18 protein-coding genes are annotated in these 22,126 nt (G+C 71.9%); 10 read left to right on the top strand and 8 right to left on the bottom strand.

What is annotated here, in order from left to right; all coding sequences use genetic code 11:
* The first annotated feature begins 425 nt into the window (after window positions 1–425).
* Window positions 426–1,160 carry a zinc-dependent metalloprotease family protein gene (locus tag RMN98_RS05720; protein WP_309647843.1) on the top strand — a complete coding sequence of 245 codons (735 nt, stop codon included), beginning with the start codon at window positions 426–428 and terminating at the stop codon, window positions 1,158–1,160.
* A 1-nt stretch (window position 1,161) separates the two neighbouring features.
* On the opposite strand, the gene RMN98_RS05715 is transcribed toward RMN98_RS05720, so the two are convergent.
* The 4 genes from RMN98_RS05715 to RMN98_RS05700 form a co-directional block, all read right to left on the bottom strand.
* Entirely contained in the window at window positions 1,162–1,656 is a 495-nt protein-coding gene (locus tag RMN98_RS05715) for a carbonic anhydrase (protein WP_309647842.1), read from the bottom strand.
* 68 nt (window positions 1,657–1,724) lie between these two features.
* Entirely contained in the window at window positions 1,725–3,530 is a 1,806-nt protein-coding gene (locus RMN98_RS05710) for an MFS transporter (RefSeq protein WP_309647841.1), read from the bottom strand.
* Entirely contained in the window at window positions 3,527–4,228 is a 702-nt protein-coding gene (locus RMN98_RS05705; protein WP_309647840.1) for an LppX_LprAFG lipoprotein, read from the bottom strand. Before RMN98_RS05705 ends, RMN98_RS05710 begins: the two co-directional genes overlap by 4 nt.
* Window positions 4,229–4,232: 4 nt before the next feature.
* Complete coding sequence (locus tag RMN98_RS05700) at window positions 4,233–6,773, bottom strand: DNA topoisomerase IV subunit A (RefSeq protein ID WP_309647839.1); 2,541 nt, start codon at window positions 6,771–6,773, stop codon at window positions 4,233–4,235.
* A 77-nt stretch (window positions 6,774–6,850) separates the two neighbouring features.
* Here RMN98_RS05700 and RMN98_RS05695 point away from each other — a divergent pair, with 77 nt between their 5' ends.
* Genes RMN98_RS05695 through RMN98_RS05685 form a run of 3 tightly spaced genes read left to right on the top strand, consistent with a single transcriptional unit; the run spans window position 6,851 to window position 11,312 of the window.
* Window positions 6,851–9,565 carry a GNAT family N-acetyltransferase gene (locus tag RMN98_RS05695; RefSeq protein WP_309647838.1) on the top strand — a complete coding sequence of 905 codons (2,715 nt, stop codon included), beginning with the start codon at window positions 6,851–6,853 and terminating at the stop codon, window positions 9,563–9,565.
* A gap of 23 nt (window positions 9,566–9,588) precedes the next feature.
* Window positions 9,589–10,176, top strand: coding sequence for a DUF5998 family protein (locus RMN98_RS05690; protein WP_309647837.1), 588 nt, complete (start codon window positions 9,589–9,591; stop codon window positions 10,174–10,176).
* Window positions 10,173–11,312, top strand: a complete 1,140-nt coding sequence (locus RMN98_RS05685) for an alkaline phosphatase family protein (RefSeq protein WP_309647836.1) — start codon at window positions 10,173–10,175, stop codon at window positions 11,310–11,312. The genes RMN98_RS05690 and RMN98_RS05685 overlap by 4 nt, the downstream gene beginning before the upstream one ends.
* A 179-nt stretch (window positions 11,313–11,491) precedes the next feature.
* On the opposite strand, the gene RMN98_RS05680 is transcribed toward RMN98_RS05685, so the two are convergent.
* Entirely contained in the window at window positions 11,492–12,049 is a 558-nt protein-coding gene (locus RMN98_RS05680) for a GrpB family protein (RefSeq protein WP_309647835.1), read from the bottom strand.
* A 70-nt stretch (window positions 12,050–12,119) separates the two neighbouring features.
* Between RMN98_RS05680 and RMN98_RS05675 the strand changes: the two genes are divergently transcribed.
* Window positions 12,120–12,602, top strand: coding sequence for an NUDIX domain-containing protein (locus tag RMN98_RS05675; protein WP_309647834.1), 483 nt, complete (start codon window positions 12,120–12,122; stop codon window positions 12,600–12,602).
* A 36-nt stretch (window positions 12,603–12,638) separates the two neighbouring features.
* On the opposite strand, the gene RMN98_RS05670 is transcribed toward RMN98_RS05675, so the two are convergent.
* Window positions 12,639–13,883, bottom strand: coding sequence for a hypothetical protein (locus RMN98_RS05670; RefSeq protein ID WP_309647833.1), 1,245 nt, complete (start codon window positions 13,881–13,883; stop codon window positions 12,639–12,641).
* A gap of 81 nt (window positions 13,884–13,964) precedes the next feature.
* Here RMN98_RS05670 and RMN98_RS05665 point away from each other — a divergent pair, with 81 nt between their 5' ends.
* The 4 genes from RMN98_RS05665 to RMN98_RS05650 all read left to right on the top strand — a co-directional run bounded on the left by RMN98_RS05665 (window position 13,965) and on the right by RMN98_RS05650 (window position 17,981).
* Window positions 13,965–14,618 carry a thymidine kinase gene (locus RMN98_RS05665; protein WP_309647832.1) on the top strand — a complete coding sequence of 218 codons (654 nt, stop codon included), beginning with the start codon at window positions 13,965–13,967 and terminating at the stop codon, window positions 14,616–14,618.
* Between the two features lie 94 nt (window positions 14,619–14,712).
* On the top strand, window positions 14,713–16,389 hold the full coding sequence (locus RMN98_RS05660) for an alkaline phosphatase D family protein (protein WP_309647831.1): 1,677 nt from the start codon (window positions 14,713–14,715) through the stop codon (window positions 16,387–16,389).
* 115 nt (window positions 16,390–16,504) lie between these two features.
* Complete coding sequence (locus tag RMN98_RS05655) at window positions 16,505–17,335, top strand: sulfurtransferase (RefSeq protein ID WP_309647830.1); 831 nt, start codon at window positions 16,505–16,507, stop codon at window positions 17,333–17,335.
* A gap of 37 nt (window positions 17,336–17,372) precedes the next feature.
* Window positions 17,373–17,981: an NAD(P)H-dependent oxidoreductase gene (locus tag RMN98_RS05650; RefSeq protein WP_309647829.1), complete on the top strand. Its 609-nt coding sequence runs from the start codon at window positions 17,373–17,375 to the stop codon at window positions 17,979–17,981.
* A gap of 24 nt (window positions 17,982–18,005) precedes the next feature.
* Here the strand turns inward: RMN98_RS05650 and RMN98_RS05645 are convergent, their stop codons facing one another.
* On the bottom strand, window positions 18,006–20,015 hold the full coding sequence (locus RMN98_RS05645; RefSeq protein ID WP_309647828.1) for an SDR family oxidoreductase: 2,010 nt from the start codon (window positions 20,013–20,015) through the stop codon (window positions 18,006–18,008).
* A 53-nt stretch (window positions 20,016–20,068) separates the two neighbouring features.
* A complete protein-coding gene (gene sepH / locus RMN98_RS05640) occupies window positions 20,069–21,061 on the bottom strand; it encodes a septation protein SepH (protein ID WP_309647827.1) in 993 nt (330 codons plus the stop codon).
* Window positions 21,062–21,213: 152 nt separating this feature from the next.
* Between sepH and RMN98_RS05635 the strand changes: the two genes are divergently transcribed.
* Window positions 21,214–21,834: a trimeric intracellular cation channel family protein gene (locus RMN98_RS05635; protein WP_309647826.1), complete on the top strand. Its 621-nt coding sequence runs from the start codon at window positions 21,214–21,216 to the stop codon at window positions 21,832–21,834.
* The last annotated feature ends 292 nt before the right edge of the window (window positions 21,835–22,126 follow it).

Raw genomic sequence — 22,126 nt, 5'->3', positions numbered from 1 at the left:
GGCGGTTTCGTCCCACGCTTGTGAGAGGGGGCCACGTGGACCCTTCTCGCGAGCGCAGGGGGAGGCTGTCCTCGGCGATGCGGGGCCTGCTGGTGGTGCTCGGGTCCGATCGGTGCGAGCCGTGTCGTCGCGTGGGGTGGCCCTGGCGGGGTCGGATGACCTGTTGAGCCTGGGATCCGTGCGGCGCTGGGCGCTCGTGTGCGTCTGAGGCGGTTTCGTCCCACGCTTGTGAGAGGGGGCCACGTGGACCCTTCTCGCGAGCGCAGGGGGAGGCCGTCCTCAGCGATGCGGGGCCTGCTGGTGGTGCTCGGGTCCGACCGGTGCGAGCCCAGTCGTCGCGTGAGGTGTGTCGCGGCGTCGTAACCGTGGTGGTCGCGGGCCGTTGAGCCGGTGGAAGATCTCGGGCTCTAGCGAAGGACAACGCGATGCGGCGTCGACTGCACTCCCTCCTGCTCACCCTGGGCGTGGCCTGCGCGGGCGCGCTGCTCGCCGGCCCCACCCCGTCGGGCGCCGACCCGGTCGTGGTCCCCGACATCGACGGCGGGCTCGCCACGTGCACCCAGCTCACCCCGCACACGGTCGCGGTGACCTCCGCGCCGGTGCGGCTCGACGTCCGGGTCCTGCTCGACGGGGTCACCCGCGACCACGCCGAGCAGGGCGTGGCCTCGATGCGCAAGGCCTACCGCCCGCTCGGCATCGCGGTCGCGGCGTCGTACGACGTCGTGGACCTCACCGGGGTCGACGCGCAACGGCTGATCGAGCAGGCCAAGGGCGTCTACGGCGGGAGGCGGCCGACGGGGGTCGACGTCGTCTATGCGATGACGAGCAAGGACATCACCAGCACCGGTGCGACCGGCGGGCAGCTGATCGGGCAGGCCGACTGCATCGGCGGCGTCCGCACGGCGCGCACGGCCTTCGCGGTGGGGGAGATCGGTCGCGTCACCATCCCCACGACCCGTGAGGGCACGGGCAAGGTGATGGCGCACGAGATCGGGCACCTGCTCGGCGGGCACCACCACTACGCGAGCGCTGAGGGCCTGCTCGCGCGTGACGCCGCGGTGATGTCGCTGATGGGTCCGGCGATCGACCTCGACGCCCTGCGCTTCTCGACCCTCAACGGGCTGACGGTGCGCGGTCACGCCCAGCGCTACGCCGGCTGAGTCAGAACTGCTGCTCGAGCAGCCCGGTGTCGACGTCGTAGACGAAGCCGGCCACGTCGGTGGCGGCCGGGATGAGCGGGTGCGCCTTGATCTTGGCGATGTCGTCGGCCAGAGCGGCGCGCTGGTCGGTGACGACCCCGAAGGCCTGCCACGTGGCGTCCTGCCCGGCGGACTCCGAGATCTTGCGACGCAGCTCGTCCTCGGTGTTGGACGCCATGGCGCACCGGGTGTGGGGCACCACGAGGATCCGCTTCACGCCGAGCAGGTGGGTGCCGAGCACCAGGGCCTCGAGGGCCTGGGGCGTCACGCGGCCGCCGGGGTTGCGGAAGATCTTGGCGTCGCCGGGCTTGAGCCCCACCATGCCGAGCGGGTCGATCCGCGAGTCCATGCAGGTCACGATGGCGACCCCGGCATGGGCGACGCCGTCGAAGCCGCTGAGGGTGAAGTCGGCGGCGAAGTCGCGGTTGGCTGCGAGCAGGTCCTCGAAGTCGGTCACGAGCGTGAACCTAGCCGACTTCCTGGGAGATCGGGCCCTGGTCTCGACAGGCTGGACGGTGGTGTAGGTCACCCGGCGGAGCGCAGCAGGCGGGCGGCGTCCACGCTGCGCGTGGCCGCCCCGCGGAAGAGCACGAGGGCCGCGACCGCGGCCAGGACGGCACAGACGGCGGCTCCGGCGAAGACCGCGTGCTCCTGGGGGATCCCGGCGCCGGCCAGCAGGTTGCTGAACTCCGCACAGCGGCTCTTGCCGTCACAGACCTCCTTGGCGGAGGGCAGCGGGTTGTCCTCGAGGTAGGAGTAGTAGCGGCGCAGGCCGATCGCGGTCAGCGCGGAGATGCCGATCAGCATCCCCACCATCCGCGCGACGACGACCATGGCGCTCGCGACCCCGTGCACCGCGTCGTCGGTGCTGACCAGGATCGCGGCGTTGACGGGGGCGAGCGCCAGGCCGAAGCCGAAGCCGCACAGGACCAGCGTGACGTCGGAGTGCAGGTGCTCGAGACTGGTGATGTCCCACTGGGCCATCAGGACGAACCCCACAGCGGCCATGAGCATGCCGACTGCCGTGATCACGCCGGCGCCGACCCGGCGGGTGAGGTAGCCACCGACGACGGCCCCGACCGGCAGAGCGATCAGGAAGCGGACCAGCACCAGGGCCGCACTGAGCTGCGAGTCGCGGTAGATCGTCGTGCGGGCGAAGAGCGGGATGTCGATGAGGGCGGCGATCAGGGCGGCGCCGACGAAGAAGCTGACCACGATCGCGCCCCAGGCCGGCGTGGCGCGCAGTGCCCCGGCCGGGATCAGTGGCGCGTCGGTGCGGCGCAGGTGGACGACGAGGGCCAGCGCTGCGATCGCCGACCCGGCGAGGTAGTAGTAGCCCTGGTCGGCGAAGAGCTGGATCTTGGGGTCGGCCGTGGCGAAGGCCAGGATCACCCCGCCCAGGGCCACCGCGAGGAACAGGGCGCCGACCAGGTCGGCGTCGCGCATGCTGCGGACCCAGCCCCTCCCGTCGACGACCGGTCGCCGGGCGGTGAAGCAACGCACGACGAAGAGCAGGCCGGCGACCAGGCTGACCGCCCCGACCGGGGTCAGCCAGCGGCCGTCACCGGCGAACGGGATGAACGCCTGCCCCCAGGTGATGTCCTGGAGCAGGGAGGGCGGCTGCACGAACACCAGGCCGCCCGCGCCGAGCGACACCAGCAGCAGGAGGGCGCCGAGGACGTCGCGACGTCCGCGGTTGGTGACCAGTCCGCGTGTTGGAGGGTCCGACCCTTGCGGTTGGTGACCAAACCGCAGGGCCGAGATCGCTGCAGCCAGCACCAGTCCGACCGCGACGTTGATCAGGAAGATGGCTCTCCAGTCGGCGACGGCGAGCACGACGGCGCCGAACAGCGGGCCGATGACGCTGCCGAGCTCCTGGACCGCGGAGACGATCCCGAGCGGGATGCCGCGGCGGTCGGCGGGGTAGAGGTCGGCGACGAGGGCCAGCGTGGCGGGCACGAGTCCGCCGCCGCCGACGCCCTGGAGGAAGCGGCCGGACACCATCGTGGGCAGGTCGTAGGCCAGGCTCGTGACCAGCGACCCGAGCGCGAAGACGACGAGGGCGGCGACCAGGACCGGGACGCGGCCACGCAGGTCGGCGATGCGCCCGATGAGGGGCAGCATGGCGACGTAGCCCAGCAGAAAGCCCGAGATGATCGGGGCAGCGCGCTGGAGCTCCTCGGTGGACTCCCCGACGCCCCCGAGCATCTCGGGCAGCGCCAGGACGACGACGTAGGTGTCGGCGGCGGCGAACGCCACCGCGACGGAGGCCAGGGCCAGGAGCAGCCGCGGCGACGACCTCAGCGCGACCACCGGGGCTCCACCGCTCACGGAGCGGTGATGTCCTTCTGGATGCCGTAGTCGTCGAAGCCGACCGTGTAGGTCATGGAGTCCTCGCCGGCGTAGAACGCGCCGGTGAGCACGGCCTCGCGCAGCTCGCCGTCCTCGGTGATCGTGTAGGTCGCGTCGAAGTCGCCCGAGGCGCCCGGGATGATGTTCTCCACGACCGAGCCGGCGACCATCCCCGTGTACTCGGTGAGGATCTCGTCGTTGTTGGCCCCGCCGCGGATCGACTCGCCCTTCTCCACGCCCGTGGTCTCGGGCAACAGGGAGGAGAAGCCGGCCTCGGGGCTGACCAGACCGGCCGGGTCGGGAGCGCCGTACTCGCCAGGGTCGACCTCCTGGTAGCCGGAGGTGAGCGGGAGCTCGGCGTAGACGAGGCCGTCGACGGCCACCACGGGCACCTCGAAGGCCTGGCCGGAGAGCGAGACCGTGATCGAGCCCTCGAACGCCGGGGCGCTCGTGCCGACGCCGGAGGCCTCGAGGATGCCGGTGACGCCGTCGGGCAGGTCGTCGGTCGAGAGCGTGAGCTGGAGGCCGCTGGTCTCGTCGAGGGTGGTCTTGGCGAGGGCCAGGACCTCCTCGGGCGTCTGGTCCGCGGCGGCGGGGGACTCGTCGTCGCCGCTGCAGCCGGACACGGCGAGCAGCAGGGCACCGGTGAGGGCGAGGGGAGCAAGGCGGGCGCGCATGCGATCAGCCTTCCACATCGATGGGCAGGGTCAGCGGTGCGTCGGGTTCGTCGCCCGGCCCGTTGCCCGGCCCGTCGCCCGGCCCGTCGGCAGGCCCGTCGAACCTGGAGGCCACCGGACCGGCGCAGGCCACGATCGCCTGCGAGCCGGGGACGCCGGAGCCGTCGCGGCGACCGTTGGCCTCGGGCAGGTCGATCGGCGCCCCGCTGGCGGCGGCCGCGCGGGCGGGGGCGGTGCCGGCCCAGGCGAAGACCAGCGCGTCCTCGCCCTTCAGGAAGCGGTGGCAGCGGACACCTCCGGTCGCACGGCCCTTGGGCGGGTACTCGCTGAAGGGGGTGACCTTGACCGCGCCCGGTTCCGTGCCCGGCAGGGCGGTCGAGGAGCCCGAGGCGGTGACGACGACCGAGCCCTCGGGGTCGACGACGCCGAACCACGCCACCGACTCGCCGGCCGTGAGCCGGATGCCGTTCATGCCTCCGCCGGAGCGACCCTGGGGCCGCACGCCGTCGGCGCCGAAGTGCAGCAGCTGCGCGTCGGTGGTGATGAAGCACAGGGTCTCGTCACCGGTGGTGAGCTGGACGGCGCCGACGACCTGGTCGCCGTCGTCGAGCCTGATCACCTCCCACTCGTCGCGGTTGAGGACCTCGGGGTTGACCCTCTTGACGGTGCCGGCCCGGGTGCCGAGCGCGAGGCCGGGGCCGTCGGCGGTCAGCGTGCACAGGGCCAGCGGCTTCTCGTCCTTCTCCAGGGAGAGGACCTCGCTGACCTGGAGCCCGCCGTTGAGGTTGGGGTCGTTGGCCGAGGGCGGCAGCACCGCGGTGATCTCGAGCATGTCGACCCGGAGCAGACGGCCCGCCGAGGTGAGCACGCCGATCTCGCCGCGGGCGGTCGTGCGGACCGCGGACACGACGACGTCGTGGTTGGTGCGGTCGCCGCCGACCCCGAAGGGCTCGTCGGTGCGGGTGCGGGCCAGGAGGCCGCTGGAGGAGAGCATGGCGAAGCACGGGTCGTCGGTCATCTCGATCGACGCCGCGGCGGCGATCGGTGCGGCTGCGCCGAGCAGGACCGTACGACGAGGGGTGCCGTAGGTCTTGGCGACGTCGGTCAGCTCGTCCCCGACGACCTTCCGCAGCAGCTTGTCGTCGCCGAGGATGGCGTCGAGGTCCTCGATCTCGCGACGCAGCTCCTGCTGCTCCTTCTCCAGCTCGATGCGGCTGAAGCGGGTGAGGCGGCGCAGCTGCATCTCGAGGATGTAGTCGGTCTGGGCCAGCGACAGGTCGAAGACCTCCATCAACCGCTGGCGGGCGGCGGCGGTGTCGTCGCTGGTGCGGATCACCTGGATGACCTCGTCGATGTCGAGCAGGGCGATCAGCAGGCCCTCGACGAGGTGTAGGCGCTCGGCCTTCTTGGTGCGGCGGAACTGCGAGCGCCGGCGTACGACGTCGTAGCGGTGGTCGAGGAAGACCTGGAGCATCTCGCGCAGCCCGAGGGTGCGCGGCTGGCCGTCGACGAGCGCGACGGCGTTGATGCCGAAGGAGTCCTCCATCGGCGTGAGGCGGTAGAGCTCCTCGAGGATCGCCTCGGGCACGAAGCCGTTCTTGACCTCGATCACCAGGCGCAGCGGGTTGTCGAGGTCCTGGAGGTTCTTGACGTCGGCGATGCCCTGCAGCTTCTTGCCCTGGACTAGGACCTTGATGCGCTCCACGACCTTCTCGGTGCCCACGGTGTAGGGCAGCTCGGTCACCACGATCGCCTTGCGGCGCCCGATGGTCTCGACGCGGGCGGTGGCGCGCATCTTGAAGCTGCCGCGCCCGGTCTCGTAGGCGTCGCGGATGCCGTCGAGGCCGACGATCTTGCCCCCGGTCGGCAGGTCGGGGCCGGGGACGAAGCGCATCAGGTCGTCGACGGTGGCCTTCGGGTGCGAGATCAGGTGACGCAGCGCCTGCACGACCTCGACCAGGTTGTGGGGGGCGCAGTTGGTGGCCATGCCGACCGCGATGCCGGTGGTGCCGTTGACGACCAGGTGGGGGATCGCGGCCGGCAGGACCGACGGCTCGAGCTCGCGGCTGTCGTAGTTGGGCTTGAAGTCGACGGTGTCCTCGTCGATCGAGGCCGTCATCGCCACGGCCGAGGGCGCCATGCGGCACTCGGTGTAGCGCATGGCGGCGGGGGAGTCGTCGGGCGAGCCGAAGTTGCCGTGACCGTCCACGGTCGGGAGCCGCAGCGAGAAGGGCTGGGTCATCCGCACCAGGGCGTCGTAGATCGCGCCGTCGCCGTGCGGGTGGAGGCGGCCCATGACCTCGCCGACCACACGGGCGCTCTTGACGTGACCGCGGTCGGGCCGCAGGCCCATGTCGTTCATCGTGTAGAGGATGCGGCGCTGCACCGGCTTGAGGCCGTCGCGGGCGTCGGGCCGGGCCCGGGAGTAGATGACGGAGTAGGCGTACTCGAGGAACGACGAGCGCATCTCGTCACCGACGTCGGTGTCGATGATGTGCTCCTCGAAGTCGTCGGGGAGGGGTTGGTCGGTCCTACGCCTTGCCATGCCGGCATTCTTCCCTGCGGCGCCTGTTCACCCGACGGTGGCACGCCGCCCAGGTGAAACGGGATAGATTGCAGAGCGTGACCGCCGAGGCTTCCCCGCAGCCCGACGAGGCCCCCACCGCTCCGCGGCACTGGGAGGCCGACGTGCTCCTGCGCGACGGACGCACGGCCCACATCCGTCCCATCGCGCCCAACGACGCCGACCTGCTCGTCGAGTTCTACGCCCGGGTGAGCGACCAGTCGAAGTACTACCGTTTCTTCAGCCCCATGCCCAAGCTCTCCGAGCGTGACGTGGCCCGCTTCACCCAGGTCGACCACCAGGACCGCGTCGCCTTCGTGCTGCTGCTCCAGGGCCACATGATCGCGGTGGGCCGCTTCGACGTGGTCAAGCCCGGTGAGGCCGAGGTGGCCTTCCTCGTCGAGGACCAGCACCACGGCCGCGGGATCGCCCAGCTGCTCCTCGAGCACCTCGCGCAGGCGGGCCGCGAGCGCGGCGTCGAGAAGTTCACCGCCGAGGTGCTGCCCGACAACCACCGGATGATCCAGACCTTCCGCGACGCGGGCTACTCCATCGCCAGCGAGTACGACGAGGGCGTGCTGGTCCTCGAGTTCCCCATCGACCCGACCGACACCGCCATCGGGGTGATGCGCGGGCGCGAGCACCGGGCCGAGTCGGCCTCCATCGAGCGGTTCTTCAACCCGCGCTCGGTGGCCATCATCGGGGCCAGCCGACGCCAGGACACGATCGGCCAGGCGCTCGTGCGCCACCTCGTGACCGGCGACTTCACCGGCCGCGTCTACGTCGTCAACCCGAGCGCCGACGCGGTCTCCGGGATGCCGGCCTACAAGACGGTCGGGGACATCCCCGACGACGTCGACGTCGCGATCGTGGCCGTGCCGGCCGACAAGGTCGAGGACGTCGTCCTCGACTGCGCAGCCAAGGGCGTCCACGGCCTGGTCGTCATCTCCTCGGGCTTCGCCGAGACCGGTGAGGAGGGCCGCAAGCGCCAGCGCCGCCTGGTCGGGCTCTCGCGCTCCTACGGCCTGCGCCTGATCGGCCCCAACTGCCTCGGCATCATCAACACCGACCCCGCGGTCTCCATCAACGCCTCGCTGTCCTCGGTGATGCCCGCGCGCGGTCGCGCCGGATTCTTCTGCCAGTCCGGTGCCCTCGGCTCGGCGATCCTCGAGAAGGTCGCCAACCGGGGCCTGGGCCTGTCCACGTTCGTCAGCGCCGGCAACCGCGCCGACGTCTCCGGCAACGACCTCCTGCAGTACTGGGAGGAGGACGAGTCGACCGAGGTCGTCCTGCTCTACCTCGAGTCGATCGGTAACCCCCGCAAGTTCTCCCGGATCGCGCGCCGGGTCTCCCTGCGCAAGCCGATCATCGCCGTGCGCTCGGGGCGCACCACCCAGGGCGTCCCCATGGGCCACGCCGTACGCCGGATCGCCGCGCCGCCGCAGGCCGTCGACGCGATGTTCCGCCAGGCCGGGGTGATCCAGGTCGACACCCTCGAGGAGATGTTCGACGTCGCACAGCTGCTGGCCCACCAGCCGCTGCCGCGCGGTCGCCGCGTGGCGATCGTCGGCAACTCCGACGCGCTCGGCCTCCTCGCCGCCGACGCCGCCGTCGCGGTCGGGCTGGTCGTCAACAAGTCCGTGTCGCTCGGCGCGGAGGCGACGGCCGAGGACTTCGAGGACGCGCTCGACGCCGCGATCGACGACCCCGAGATCGACTCGGTCATCGCCGTCTACATCCCGCCGCTCAACGTCTCCGGCGAGGACGTCGCCAACGTGCTCGCCGCGGTCGGCGAGCAGTCCGACAAGCCGCTGGTGTCGTCGTTCCTCGGAGCCGAGGGCGTGCCCGAGCTGCTGCGCGTGCCCGACGTGGCCGGCTCGACGGCCGGGCGCGGCTCCGTGCCGTCCTACCCCGCCGTCGAGGCCGCCGTGCGCGCGCTCGCGCGGGTCGTCGAGTACGCCGTGTGGTTGCGCACACCTGACGGCCCGGCGCCCGACCCGGCCGAGGTCGACCTCGGCTCGGCGCGTCAGCTGGTCAACACCGTGCTCTCCGAGCACCCGCAGGGCAGCAGCCTGACGCGCGAGCAGGTGGGTGAGCTGCTCGGCTCCTACGGCATCCAGCTGTGGTCGGCCCACCCGGTCACGACCCTGCGGCAGGCCCAGTCGGCCGGTCGCGAGCTCGGCTGGGACGTCGTGCTCAAGGCGACCTCCCACCCGCTGCGCGAGCGGCCCGACCTGGCGCACGTGTGGCGCAACATCGACTCGACCTCGACGATGCGCGACGCGTGGGAGTCGTTGACCCAGCTGGTCGGCGACCCCGTCTCGGCCGGCTTCGTGGTCCAGAAGAACTCGCCCCCGGGCGTGCCCGTCGCGATCCGGAGCCTCGAGGACCCGCTCTTCGGGCCGGTCGTCTCCTTTGGGATCTCCGGGCCGATCATCGAGCTGCTGGCCGACAAGTCCTACCGGATCCCGCCGCTGGGCGCCCGCGACGCGGCCGCCATGGTGCGCGAGGTGAAGAGCTCGCCGATGCTGTTCGGCTATCGCGGCGCCGACGTGGTCGACGTGGCGGAGATCGAGCGCCTGATCAGCCGTGTCGCCCAGCTGCAGAACGACCTGCCGCAGATCAGCTCGCTGGAGCTGGGTCTCGTCCTGGCCGGCCCGGACGGTTGCACGGTCCTCACCGCCGAGGCCCGCGTGGAGCAGGTCGCCGAGCTGCGCTCGGACCTCTTCGTGCGCCGGATGCCCGACCTGCTCGGGGACACGATCCCCGGCTGACGCCTCGTGACAGACTGACGCCCATGCGCAGCACCCGCACCGACGACCGCGACCGGATCCTGGAGCTCAGGGAAGCCATCGACCGCACCGGCTACTACCCCGAGGTCGTGGCCGACGGGGTCGTCTCCGCGATCGCCGGCGAGCAGGTGGTCTCGTTCTTCGTCCACCACGAGCCGACCTTCGAGCGCGACGAGGTGCGTCGCCACCAGAGCGTCATCGTGCTGACCCCCTCGCGGCTGGTCCTGGCGCACACCGACGAGCACGCCGGCGACGACCTGCTGCCCGAGCCCTACACCTCGACCTCCACCGAGGCGGTGCGGCTCTCGGCGGTCAAGTCGGTCGTCGTGACGCGCATGACCGCCAACCCGACCAGTGGCCCCACGCCGCCGGCCGAGGCCGTCATGACGATCGGGTGGGGCGGTGTCAGCCGGCTCGACCTCGAGCCCGCCGGCTGCAGCGACCCCGAGTGCGACGCCGACCACGGCTACACCGGTGTCATGGCCTCCGACGACTTCTCGCTGCGGGTCTCGGCCGCGGCCGACGGCCTCGACGCGGTCGCCGGGCTGCTGTCCTTCGCCGAGTCGCTCTCGGCGCGGACCCACTCCGGGTGAGCCACCCCTCCTCCCGGGGGCCGCACTTCCTCGAGCCGGCCTACGGCCAGCGTTCGCTCGGTGACGTCGTGCCGGCGGTCGCGGCTGCCCTCGGCGTCCCGGGAGCCGCGGAGCCGACCGGCCTGGTGCTGCCCGACGCGTCGTCGTACGTCGTGTTCCTGATCGACGGGCTCGGCGCCAACCTGCTGACGCGTTACGCCCACGCGGCGCCCTACCTCTCGGAGCTGCTGGCCGACCAGCTGCCCGCGACCTGCGGCGTGCCGTCGACGACCGCCACCAGCCTCACCTCGCTCGGCACCGGCCTGCCGCCCGGCGCGCACGGCATGGTCGGCTTCACCTCCCGCGTCCCGGGCACGGGCCAGCTGCTCAACGCGCTCTTCTGGGACCAGGACGTCGACCCGTTGGAGTGGCAGCCGCACCAGACGGCGTTCGGGCGGCTCCAGTCGGCCGGGGTGCCGGTCACGGTGGTCAACAAGCGGGCGTTCGAGCGCAGCGGGCTGACCCGGGCGGCGCACCGCGGCGGCGACTACGTCGGCGCCGACCTGGTGGGCGAGCGGATCGCCGCAGCGGTGGCGTCGTCGGCGGTGTCGCCGTCGTTGACCTACCTCTACGACGGCGACCTCGACCGCACCGGTCACCAGTGGGGCGTCGCCTCGAGCCAGTGGCTGATGCAGCTGTCGATGATCGACGCCGAGGCGGAGCAGCTGCGCGAGACGCTGCCGTCGCACGTGCGGCTGGTGGTCATCGCCGACCACGGCATGGTCGACTCGCCCCCGGAGCGGCGCATCGACGTCGACGAGCACCACGAGCTGCGCGACGGGGTGGCGCTCCTCGGGGGTGAGGCGCGGTTCCGTCATCTCTACTGCTCGCGCGGAGCCGTCGACGACGTCGTGGCGACCTGGTCGGCGGTGCTGGGGGAGCGGGCCGAGGTGATGACCCGCTCGACCGCGATCGAGCGTGGCTGGTTCGGGCCGGTCTCCACGCTCGTCATGCCTCGGCTGGGTGACGTCGTCGTCGCCTGCCGCTCCGACCACGCGATCCTCTCCACCCGCGACTTCCCCTACGAGGCCACCCTCGTCGGCCTGCACGGCTCGCTCACCGAGGACGAGATGTTGATCCCGCTGGTCGTGGACTGAGACGTGCCGCGCGGCGGCCGTTTCATCAAGGTATGTCGACGAACCTCCACCTCCCACGGTCGAGCGGACGCCCGCGCCGGCACTTCCCACGGCGACACGCCACCGACCACGGGGTGCACGTCGTGGGGAGTGGCGTTTCACCTGCAAACCTTGATGAAGCGGCGCGCCAGGATCGCCGGTCAGGCCGTCGGGAACGTGACCGACGGGTCGTTGAGCTGCCAGATCCGACGCCGCTCGTCCCCGGTGAGGTCGGACGCGGCGAGCACCTGCTGCAGCACCTCCGACTTGCGCGCGGTGTAGGTCGCCACGTCCAGGCCGCCCTCGTCGGCCAGCGAACGCTTCACGGCGGCGTAGGCGTCGCGGAGGTCGGCCCGACGACGCAGCACGTCACGCACGGCCACGTGGTTGCGCACGTTGAGCGAGCCGGCCGTGCAGACGTAGACGTTGCGCCTCGGCTCGGCGTCGGGCGGCCGGAACGCCTCCCGGTCCGGGACCCCCAGGTCGCCGCGGTGCACGTAGCCGATCGCCACGAGCGCCTCGACCGCGGCGGTCACGTCGTGCTCGGGCACGATCACGTCCACGTCGATGATCGGCTTGGCCGCAAGCCCCGGCACGGAGGTGGAGCCCACGTGCTCGACGGTCGCGCTGGGGATCGCGGCGAGCGCGGCCCGCAGGTCGCCCGCTATCCGCGCGAAGGTCGCCGGCCACGCGGCGTCGTACGACGTCACCTCGATCACGCGCCCAGGCTTTCACAGCGCCCCTGCACAGCTGGATGCCGGCGCATGGGTCCCGTGATGGGATCTCCTCATGACGGGACCCAGGATCCGACAGGCGGTGCGGGCTCTGCTGCTCGACGAGGACGACCACGTCCTGCTGGTGAACTTCCGATGGGAGGGTCTGGATCCTGTCGACGGGTTCTGGGCCTGCCCCGGCGGCGGGATCGAGCCGGGGGAGAGCCCCGAGCAGGCGCTGCGCCGCGAGCTGCACGAGGAGCTGGGCCTCGAGCAGCCGATCGTGCTGGGGCCGGTGTGGAGGCTGACGCGGCTCTTCGCGATGCTGCACTGGGAGGGTCAGACCGATCTCACCTACCTCGTGCGCTGCTCTCGCTTCCAGCCCGAGCCGCGGGTCGACCTGGCGGCGGAGGGCGTCCACGGGCTGCGGTGGTTCTCGCCCGTGGACGTGGCCGCCGGTGTCGTCACCTTCAGCCCGCGGGACCTGGCCGCGCACCTGGGCAGGGTGCTCGACCAGGGGCTCCCGGACGAGGTGCCGGAGATCCCAGCGCTCGGGTGATGTCGGCCCAGAGCTGCACCATCGCGCCGACTCGGCCTACTGCAGCGCCATGCGGGGCTCGCCGTTGACCAGGCCGGTGCCGGAGATCGCGCAGCGACCACCGCGGACGGCGCCACCGTTGTAGGCCTGGCGTACGCAGGAGCGGGTGGCGAGCTGGGCCCAGTAGTTGGGGTGCAGCGACTCCTGGACGTAGTAGGGGCTGTTGGAGCAGCAGGTCGAGACGGTGCGGATCTGGTTGACCCACTCGGTCTGGTCGACCGCACCGGGCGACTGCCAGCTCGCGATGCCCTTCTCCTCGTAGAGCCCCACGGTGCTCTCGCACAGGCGGCGGCCGTTGAAGGCCGAGGAGAGGTCGAGGACCTTGGCGTTGGGCAGGCCGGAGGCGGCGACGGCGCCGGTCACGGTCGAGTTGATGGTGGGCAGCGCGTAGTCGTTGGCCCAGTCGGCGTCGGCGTTCCAGAAGCCGCAGCCGCCGGTGCTCTGGCGGCTGTAGCCGCTCTGCGAGTAGCGGATGCCGCTGCCGCGCGGGAGGGGCGAGGGGTAGGTCTGGACCAGGAGGGTCCAGGAGGTGTCGGCGTAGCCGGCGTTGCGCATGGCGGTCTGGACGTTGCGGAAGGCGCCGGAGATGCGGGCCTTGACGGCCGAGACGTTGGCGGCGGTGAAGTTGCTGACGACCGAGCTGTCGTCCTTGCAGTAGTCCTTGGCCCAGGTGGGGGAGTAGAGGAAGTTCACGACGCAGGACTGCACGATCGAGGCGAAGTTGAAGTCGTTGCCGCCGATGGAGACCGAGACCATCCTCACGTTGTGCGTCGACGCGAACTGCTGCAGCGCCTTGGCCTGACCGACCTGACCGGCCCCGTTGTCGTAGAAGTCGAGCCCGGGCTTGAAGGTGTCGCCGTTGCCTCCGACGGTCGCCGTCGTCGCGCCGGAGCAGGCCAGGTTGAGGCCGTTGACCCCGCCGCCGATGAAGACCTCCGCGGACCGGCTGCGGTGGCAGCGGTCGATCTGCTCGGCGGTGCCCGAGGCGTTGTCGAAGTACGCCGTGGGGCCGAGCGCGTCGGCCCGGCTCGAGGAGGCGTTGGAGCTGCCGGCCCAGCGACCGGCCTCGCCGCTGAGGTAGGAGTCGCCGAGGCTGACCACCCAGGGCGCACCGACGCCCGGGCCGTCGGCCCGTGCGGGGCTGGAGGTCACCGGGACCGCGAGGAGCGCGACGACGAGCGCGCCGAGCAGGGCCAGGCAGAGGCGGGGAGACAGGGCGGTGGGCACTCCGAGTCGGATCACAGGGCCGAAGGTAGTGACGTCGCTCACGCCCCACAAGAGGGATGTCCCTTGCGCACGCTGCAGGGGTGAGAGACTCCGCCGGTGGCTGAGCTGACCTTCTGGACCGGGACGATGGACGCAGGCAAGTCGACCCTCGCGCTGCAGACCAACCACAACCACGCCGCCCGAGGCCGCTCCGGGCGGATCTTCACCTGCAACGACCGCGCCGGCGAGGCGCACATCTCCTCGCGCCTGGGGCTGACCCACGACGCCATCGAGGTGACGCCCGGCTTCGACTTCTGGCGCTTCGTCGTCGACTCGCTGACCCAGGGCGGTCGCATCGACTACCTGATCTGCGACGAGGTGCAGTTCTACTCCCGCGACCAGGTCGACGCCCTCGCCAAGGTCGTCGATGAGCTCCAGATCGACGTCTTCTGCTTCGGCATCCTCACCGACTTCCGCACCCAGCTCTTCGTGGGCTCGCAGCGGCTGGTCGAGCTGGCCGACCGCACCGAGGTCCTCCAGGTCGAGGCGCTGTGCTGGTGCGGCAAGCGGGCCACCCACAACGCCCGCACCGAGGACGGCGTCATGGTCACCGAGGGCGAGGTCATCGTCGTCGGCGACGTCGAGGCCCAGGACGGCCCGCCCGCCGAGGTCGCCTACGAGGTCCTCTGCCGCCAGCACCACCGACGCAAGCTCACCGCCGCCCGGGCCAAGGCCGTCAGCCTCGCCCCGGAGCCGCTGCCCTTCGGCTGACCGACGCGAACGGTTGTGCCACCGGCAGGTGAACACTCGTCGACACCGCCACGAGCGCCGTGACCCCCGCCCGGCTGGGCTCGTTGCGCCCTGCGTGACCACTCGTCGTACCGTCCTCGCCTCGGGGGCCGGCGCCTCCGCCGCCGCCCTCACCGCCCGCGCCACCGCCGCACCAGCAGCGGGATCCGCTGCCGCTCCCACGGCCGCCACCCGCCGGGTCTTCGCCCATGGCGTGGCCTCGGGCGACCCGCTGCCCGGCGCCGTCGTCATCTGGACCCGCGTCACGCCGACGCCCGCGAGCAGGCCCGGGTCCGGCAAGGGCCCGCAGGTCGCGGTGCGCTGGGAGGTGGCTCGTGATGCCCGCTTCCGCCGCGTCGTGCGACGAGGGGTCGCCCGCACCGGTCCCGGCCGGGACCACACGGTCAAGGTCGACGTCACGGGGCTGGAGCCGGCCACCTGGTACCACTACCGCTTCGTCCTCAGCACCCCCGACGGCGACGTGCGCAGCCGCGTCGGACGCACCCGCACGGCCCCGGCCGCTGACAGCGACCCCGGTAACCTGCGCCTCGGCTTCGCCTCCTGCTCCAACCTGCCGGAGGGCTTCTTCGCCGCCTACCGCGGGCTCGCGGCGCGTGACGACCTGCATGCGGTGGTGCACCTCGGCGACTACCTCTACGAGTCGGGGACGAGGAAGCTGCGGGCCCACGTGCCCGACCACGAGATCGTCTCGCTGGCCGACTACCGCCAGCGCCACGCGCAGTACAAGACGGACCCCGATCTCCAGGACGCCCACGCCAAGCTCCCCTGGATCGTCACCTGGGACGACCACGAGGTCACCAACGACGCCTACCGCGACGGCGCCGAGAACCACACGCCCGGCAGCGGACCCGACGGCGAGGGCAGCTATGCCCGACGTCGCGCTCGCGCGCACCGGGCGTACGACGAGTGGATGCCCGCGCGCCTCGACGGCACGGCGGCGCTGGGTGACGGCACGCGCCTCTACCGCCGGCTCCGCTTCGGGCGGCTGGCCGAGCTCAGCATGCTCGACCTGCGCACCTACCGTGACCAGCAGGTGACCATGACCGGCACCGACGCGGCGGTCGACGACCCCGACCGGACCCTCACCGGCCGTGCCCAGCTCGACTGGCTCACCGACGGTCTCGACGACCGGCGCGCACAGTGGAAGCTCGTCGGCACCTCGGTGATGTTCGCCCCGCTCAAGGTCGCGGCGCTGCCGCGCGACGTGGTCACGGCCATCAACACGCTGTCGCCGCTGCTGCCGGAGGACGGCGTCTACGCCAACCCCGACCAGTGGGACGGCTACACCGCCGACCGGCGCACCGTCATCGACCACCTCCAGCAGGCCGAGGTCTCCGACACGGTCTTCCTCACGGGCGACATCCACAGCGCGTGGGCGATGGACGTGCCGGTCGACGCCGGGAGCTATCCGCTGACCGGCTCGGTGGCCGTCGAGTTCGTCTGCACCTCCGTGACCTCCGACAACCTCAAGGACGCGCTCGGCACCCCGCCCCGCTCGGCGCCCAACCTGGCGGCCGAGGCAGCGATCCTCGCGGCCAACCAGCACATCAAGTACCTCAACTTCGACGACCACGGCTTCTGCGTCCTCGACGTCACCGCCGAGCGTGTCCAGTGCGACTGGTTCGTGATCGGCTCCCGCTCCGACCCTCGGACCCCGGTCACCTGGACCCGCTCCTTCCGCACGCTCACCGGCTCGAGCGCCGTCGAGGAGGTCGGCCGACCCGTCGGCTGACGCCTGCGGATTGGTCACCAACCGCAGCTCGAACGGCGAGAAACATGCGGTTGGTGACCAATCCGCAACCCCTCGGACCAAGCGGCCAGGCCACGGCTGATCGCCGGGCGGCACCATGGTGCCGGTGACCGGCCCCCTGATCTCCGCGCGGGAGCTGAGCGAGCTCCTGGCCGCGCAGCAGCCCGTGACCCTGCTCGACGTGCGCTACCGGATGGGCAGCACCACCGGAGCCGAGGACCACGCCGAGGCCCACCTCCCGGGTGCGGTCTACGTCGACCTCGACACCGACCTGGCGGCTCCTGCCGGCGAGGGCGGGCGGCACCCGCTGCCCGACCCGGGCGTCTTCGGCGAGGCCATGCGACGCGCGGGAGTGCACCTGGACCGGCCGGTCGTGGTCTACGACGACTGGTCGGCCCACGCGGCGGGCCGGGCCTGGTGGCTGCTGCGCTTCCACGGGCACCCGGACGTGCGGGTCCTCGACGGCGGGCTGGCGGCCTGGCGCGCGGAGGGCGGTGCGCTCGAGAGCGGAGCAGTCGAGGCCCGCCCCGGCGACTTCGCGTGCTCCGGTGAGCAGGGCATGCCCGTCGTGGACGCCGACGGGGTGCTCGACGTCGCCGTGCTCGTCGATGCCCGCGCCGCCGAGCGCTACCGCGGGGAGACCGAGCCGGTCGATCCCGTGGCCGGCCACGTCCCCGGTGCGGTCAACGTGCCGACCTCGCGCAACCTGACCGACGACGGGCGCTTCCGCTCGCCCGAGGAGCTCCGGGTGCTCTACGCCGACGTCGGGGCCGTCCCGGGCGCCGACGTGGCGGCGTACTGCGGCTCGGGCGTGACCGCCACCCACGACCTGCTGGCCCTCGAGGTGGCCGGGGTGCGTGCGGCGCTCTATCCCGGCAGCTGGAGCGGCTGGATCACCGACCCGTCCCGGCCGGTCGCCACCGGCTGAGCCGGCTCAGCCGGCTCCCACCGGGTACCGGGACGGCATGACACTCAACGCCCTGATCCTCAACTGCACCCTGAAGAGGTCCCCCGCCGCGTCCAGCTCGGAGCTGTTGGCCAGCGAGCTCGTGGCCGCGCTTGCCCAGCACGACGTCGAGAGCGAGATCGTCCGCGTCGTCGACCACGACGTGCGCTTCGGCGTCTCCACCGACGAGGGGGACGGGGACGGCTGGCCCGCCATCCGCGACAAGATGCTCGCGGCCGACATCTTCGTGCTCGCCACCCCGATCTGGATGGGGCAGCCCGGGTCGGTCAGCAAGATGGTGTGCGAGCGGCTCGACGCCGAGATCAGCGAGACCGACGACGAGGGCCGGATGTCCACCTTCGGCAAGGTCGCCGGTGTCGCGGTCGTCGGCAACGAGGACGGCGCCCACCACACCTCGGCCGAGCTCTTCCAGTCGCTCAGCGACGTCGGCTTCACCATCCCCGCCAACGGGGTGACCTACTGGGTCGGCGAGGCCATGCAGGGCACCGACTACCACGACCTCGACGAGCGTCCCGAGAAGACCGCGCTCACCACCCGCACGCTCGCGGCCAACGCCGCCCACCTGGCCCGGCTGCTGAAGGGCGCGGAGTACCCGCCCGTCAGCTGAGCCGCAGGACCGGGAGCGCGGGCGTCACCAGTGGATGCCCTTGAACACCTTCGCCAGCATGATCTGCTCCGACTCGCGCGTGCCGCCCGTGGCGTCGGCGCCCTTGGCGGCCGCCGAGTCGGGGAACACGTGGTAGGCCATGTTGAGCACCCGGAAGGCCAGCTTGGGCGCCACCGTGTGCGCGATGGCGCCGGCGTTGCCGAGCATCGTGTTGATCTCGTGGGGACGGTCGACCATGGCGGTCACCACGAGGTCGGCGGCCTGGGCCGGTGAGATCGTGGGGAACTTGTCGTAGAGCTTGGTCGGCGCGATCATCGGGGTCCGGACCAGCGGCATGTGGATGTTGGTGAAGGTCACCCCGTCGCCCACGAGCTCCGACGACACGACGTTGCTCCAGGAGTCGAGCGCCGCCTTCGAGGCGACGTACGCCGAGAAGCGCGGAGGGTTGGTCTGCACCCCGATGGAGCTGATGTTGACGATGTGACCGCGGTGCTGGGACCGCATGGCCGGCACCAGACCCATGATCAGCCGGATCGCGCCGAAGTAGTTGAGCTGCATCGTGCGCTCGAAGTCGTGGAACCGGTCGTGCGAGAGCTTCAGCGAGCGACGGATCGAGCGGCCGGCGTTGTTGATCACGAAGTCGACCGAGGGCAGCTCGGCCACGATCTGCTCGCAGAGGCGGTCGATCGCCTCGAGGTCGGAGAGGTCGCACGGATAGACGTGGGCGGTGCCGCCGCGCATCTCGATCGTCGCCTTGGTGTCCTCGAGCTTGTCCTTGCCGCGTGCGACGAGAACGGGGATGCCGCCGGCCTGCGCGACCTTGAGCGCCACGACCTGGCCGATGCCCGACGAGGCGCCGGTGATGACGACGTGCTTGCCGCCCAGCGCCGCACGGATCTTGGGATCGCGGCCGGTCGACTCGTCGAGGTGCTCCTCCCAGTAGTTCCACAGGGTGCGTGCGTAGGACTCGAGGTCGGGCACGGCGATCCCGGAGCCGGCCAGCGCCTTCTCGGTGCGGCGGGAGTCGAAGACGGCCGTGAAGCCGGTGTGGGCCAGCACCTCGGCGGGGATGCCGAAGCGCCCGACGGTCTGGTCGAGGAGCAGCTGCACGGCCGGGTTCTTCACCAGGCCGTTGAGCACCGAGGACGGGCGCAGGCGCCGGGGGAGCAGCGCCATCGGACCGCCCTGGGTGACCGAGCGGTCCAGCGGCATGGCGAACGTCGGGGCGCCGGCAGCCTTGCAGAAGGCGTTGACCATGTCGACGGTCGGCTGCGGCTCGGGGTTGACCAGGTGGAAGGCCTCGCCGTCGCGACCGGGCAGGTGGGCGAGGTGGTCCATCGCCTTGGCCACGTAGTCGACCGGCACCACGTTGGTGTCGCCGAGGTCCATCCCGACCAGCGGCAGCCAAGAGGGCAGGTTGTCGCGCATGAGCTTCATCAGCGGGAAGAAGTAGTAGGGGCCGTCGACCTTGTCCATGGCCCCGGTCTGGCTGTCGCCGACCACGATCGCGGGGCGGTAGACGCGCCACGGCACGCTCGCCTCCTCGCGCACGATGCGCTCGGACTCGAACTTGGTGCGGTGGTAGGGCGAGGGAAGGTGCTGGCCCTCGTCGAACATCGTCTCGTCGAAACGCCCCTGGAACTCACCGGCCGCCGCCACGGAGGAGACCTGGTGGAAGCAGCCCGCCCGCAGCGCGTCGGCGAGCGAGACCGCGTTGCGGGTGCCGCCGACGTTCATCGTCTCGTTGGTCGCGTCGTCGGCGGTCATGTCGTAGATCGCTGCCAGGTGGAAGAAGTGCTCGACCGAGCCCGCGTGCTCGGCCACCCAGGCATCGTCGACCCCGAGGCCGGGTTGCCCGAGGTCACCGACGACCGGCACCACCCGGGAGGAGCCCCACCGCTTGATCAGCGCCTCCATGCGAGCCATCGAGCCGGCTCTCACCAGGACGAAGACGTCGCCCTCGCGGTGGTCGACGAGCTCTTGGACGAGGTGGCGGCCGATGAACCCTGTGGCGCCGGTCACGAAGTACGACATGACCGGAGAGTACTCGGAGGTAACCCCCGGCGGCAGGGGCCACCGCGGACGAGCTACTGGTCGCCGCCGCCGAACATGATCTCGTCCCAGCTCGGCACCGATGCCCGGCCCCGCTTCTTGGCGGGGCGGCGGGCCGGTGGCTCGTTCTCAGCCGGGTCCGCCTCGGCACCAGGCTCCTCGACGGGCTCCTCGGACGGGGCCTCGGCCTCCGCTGCCTCGGTGGCCTCCTCGCGGGCCTCCGGGTCGTCGGAGGCGGGGGAGTCGTCGAGGAACGCCTCGAGGGGCATGTCGCCGCCGAGGTCGCCCCCGAGGTCGCCCCCGAGGTCGCTGGGCACGGCCGCCGGCTCGACGTCGTCGCTGACCATCTCGATGACGTCGTCGCCCAGGGGCAGCTCGTCGGCCGGGACGGAGGAGAGGCGTCGGGTGCGCGCCGAGCGGAGGTCGTCGCGGGGCTCGGGGGCGGATGCCACGGCCTCGCCGACCAGCCAGCGCGCGTCCTCGTTGTCGAGGAGCACGAAGTTGCCCGGGGCGTCGAAGGTCAGCTCGGCGGTGCCCTTGCGCTTGATCGACTCGAAGCCCCCGCGCAGCGACCAGCGGCCGTCCTCGCGCCGCCAGGCGTCCCAGGTGACCGTCGAGGGGTCGACGTTGAGCGAGCGCAGGTGCGCCTCGACGGCGTCGCCGAGGGTGCGGGCACCGCCCGCCGGCTCACCCGTCGTACGACGCACGGTGGAGCGCTGCGCCCGGTCGGCGATGTGCTCCCGCTCGGCGAGGACGGGCCCGGCGTAGACCATGATCTTCTCGATGCTGGTCTGCGCGGCCTGGGCGACCGCTTCGGGCGACTCCCCGGCCCGGATGCGGGCCTGGATGTCGCGGGGACGGAGGGATGAGTCCATCTGAATCTCCAACTGGCCGAGGCGAGAGCTGTCGCCGCGGAGTGCGGCCCGCAGACGGCGGTCGATGTCGAGGGTGTGCTCCACGCCCGCATCGCTGACCAGGAGCAGGCGCTGTCCGTCGTCGCTCACTCCTGCGAGCGTGAGGTGCGCCATCGGTCTGCTTCCTGAGTCCTGCGGTGTGAGGTGGATGCTGCGGTGAGGACGAGCCTACGCCAGCAGAGGGGTGCCGGCCGGTCACCGGGCGGCGTGCCCACCTGCGAATCTCCGCCTGCGGATCCGAGTGCCGGGGGCACTACTCTTCCCAGGTGCCGAGCACCCTGGTCGTCCTGGATCTGGTCGGGATCTTCGTCTTCGCCATCTCCGGTGCGCTGGTGGCCGTGCGCAAGGACCTCGACGTCTTCGGCGTCCTCGTCCTGGCGGGCACGACCGGACTCGGCGGCGGCTTCCTGCGCGACGTCCTCATCGACGCCACGCCGCCCGCGGCGCTCGCCGACTGGCGCTACCTGCTCGTCCCGGCGGCGGCCGGACTGCTCGCCTTCGTCTTCCACCCGCTGCTGGGCCGGATGGAGCGCATGGTCAACGTCTTCGACGCCTTCGGGTTGGCGCTCTTCTGCGTCGCCGGAGCCACCAAGGCGCTGGACCACGGACTCGGGCCGCTGCCGGCCGCGCTGATGGGCATGCTCACCGGGATCGGCGGCGGGATGCTGCGCGACCTGCTCGCCGGCCGCGTGCCGGTGGTCTTCCGAGGTGAGCTCTATGCGACCCCGGCCCTCGCCGGTGCCACCGTGGCCGTGCTCGGGACCCGCGCCGACCTGCCCGTCGTGGTCGTCGCCGTCACCGGGGCCGCGGTGTGCCTGACCTGGCGGCTGCTGGCCATGTGGCGCGGCTGGCAGGCCCCGATGCCCACGGGGCCCGCCAGCGTCTGAGTCTCGGCCGCACGGGTCGCCGGCCGAGGGCGATGGTCTGGTTGCGGGGTCTCGACGACCTCGCCTCGGGGCCCTCGCGCCTCGACCAGCGAGAGATCGCGGTCGATCGCACGTACCTGGCGCGTGCGATCCGCCGCAGTGATCGGTGGTCGGGCTCGAGGAGCGCCAGCGACGAGGCGTCGAGACCCCGTAGGCCGGGGAGCGGTCTCCTCAGCTGCCGAGGGTCTCGCCGGTGGGCAGCTGGAGCTCGCCCTCGGCGCCGGCGCCGTCGACGAGCAACGTGCAGCCGGTG

Source organism: Nocardioides sp., assembly GCF_031397825.1.
Taxonomy (GTDB): Bacteria; Actinomycetota; Actinomycetes; order Propionibacteriales; family Nocardioidaceae; genus Nocardioides.
This window is presented reverse-complemented; position numbering and strand designations above follow the sequence as displayed.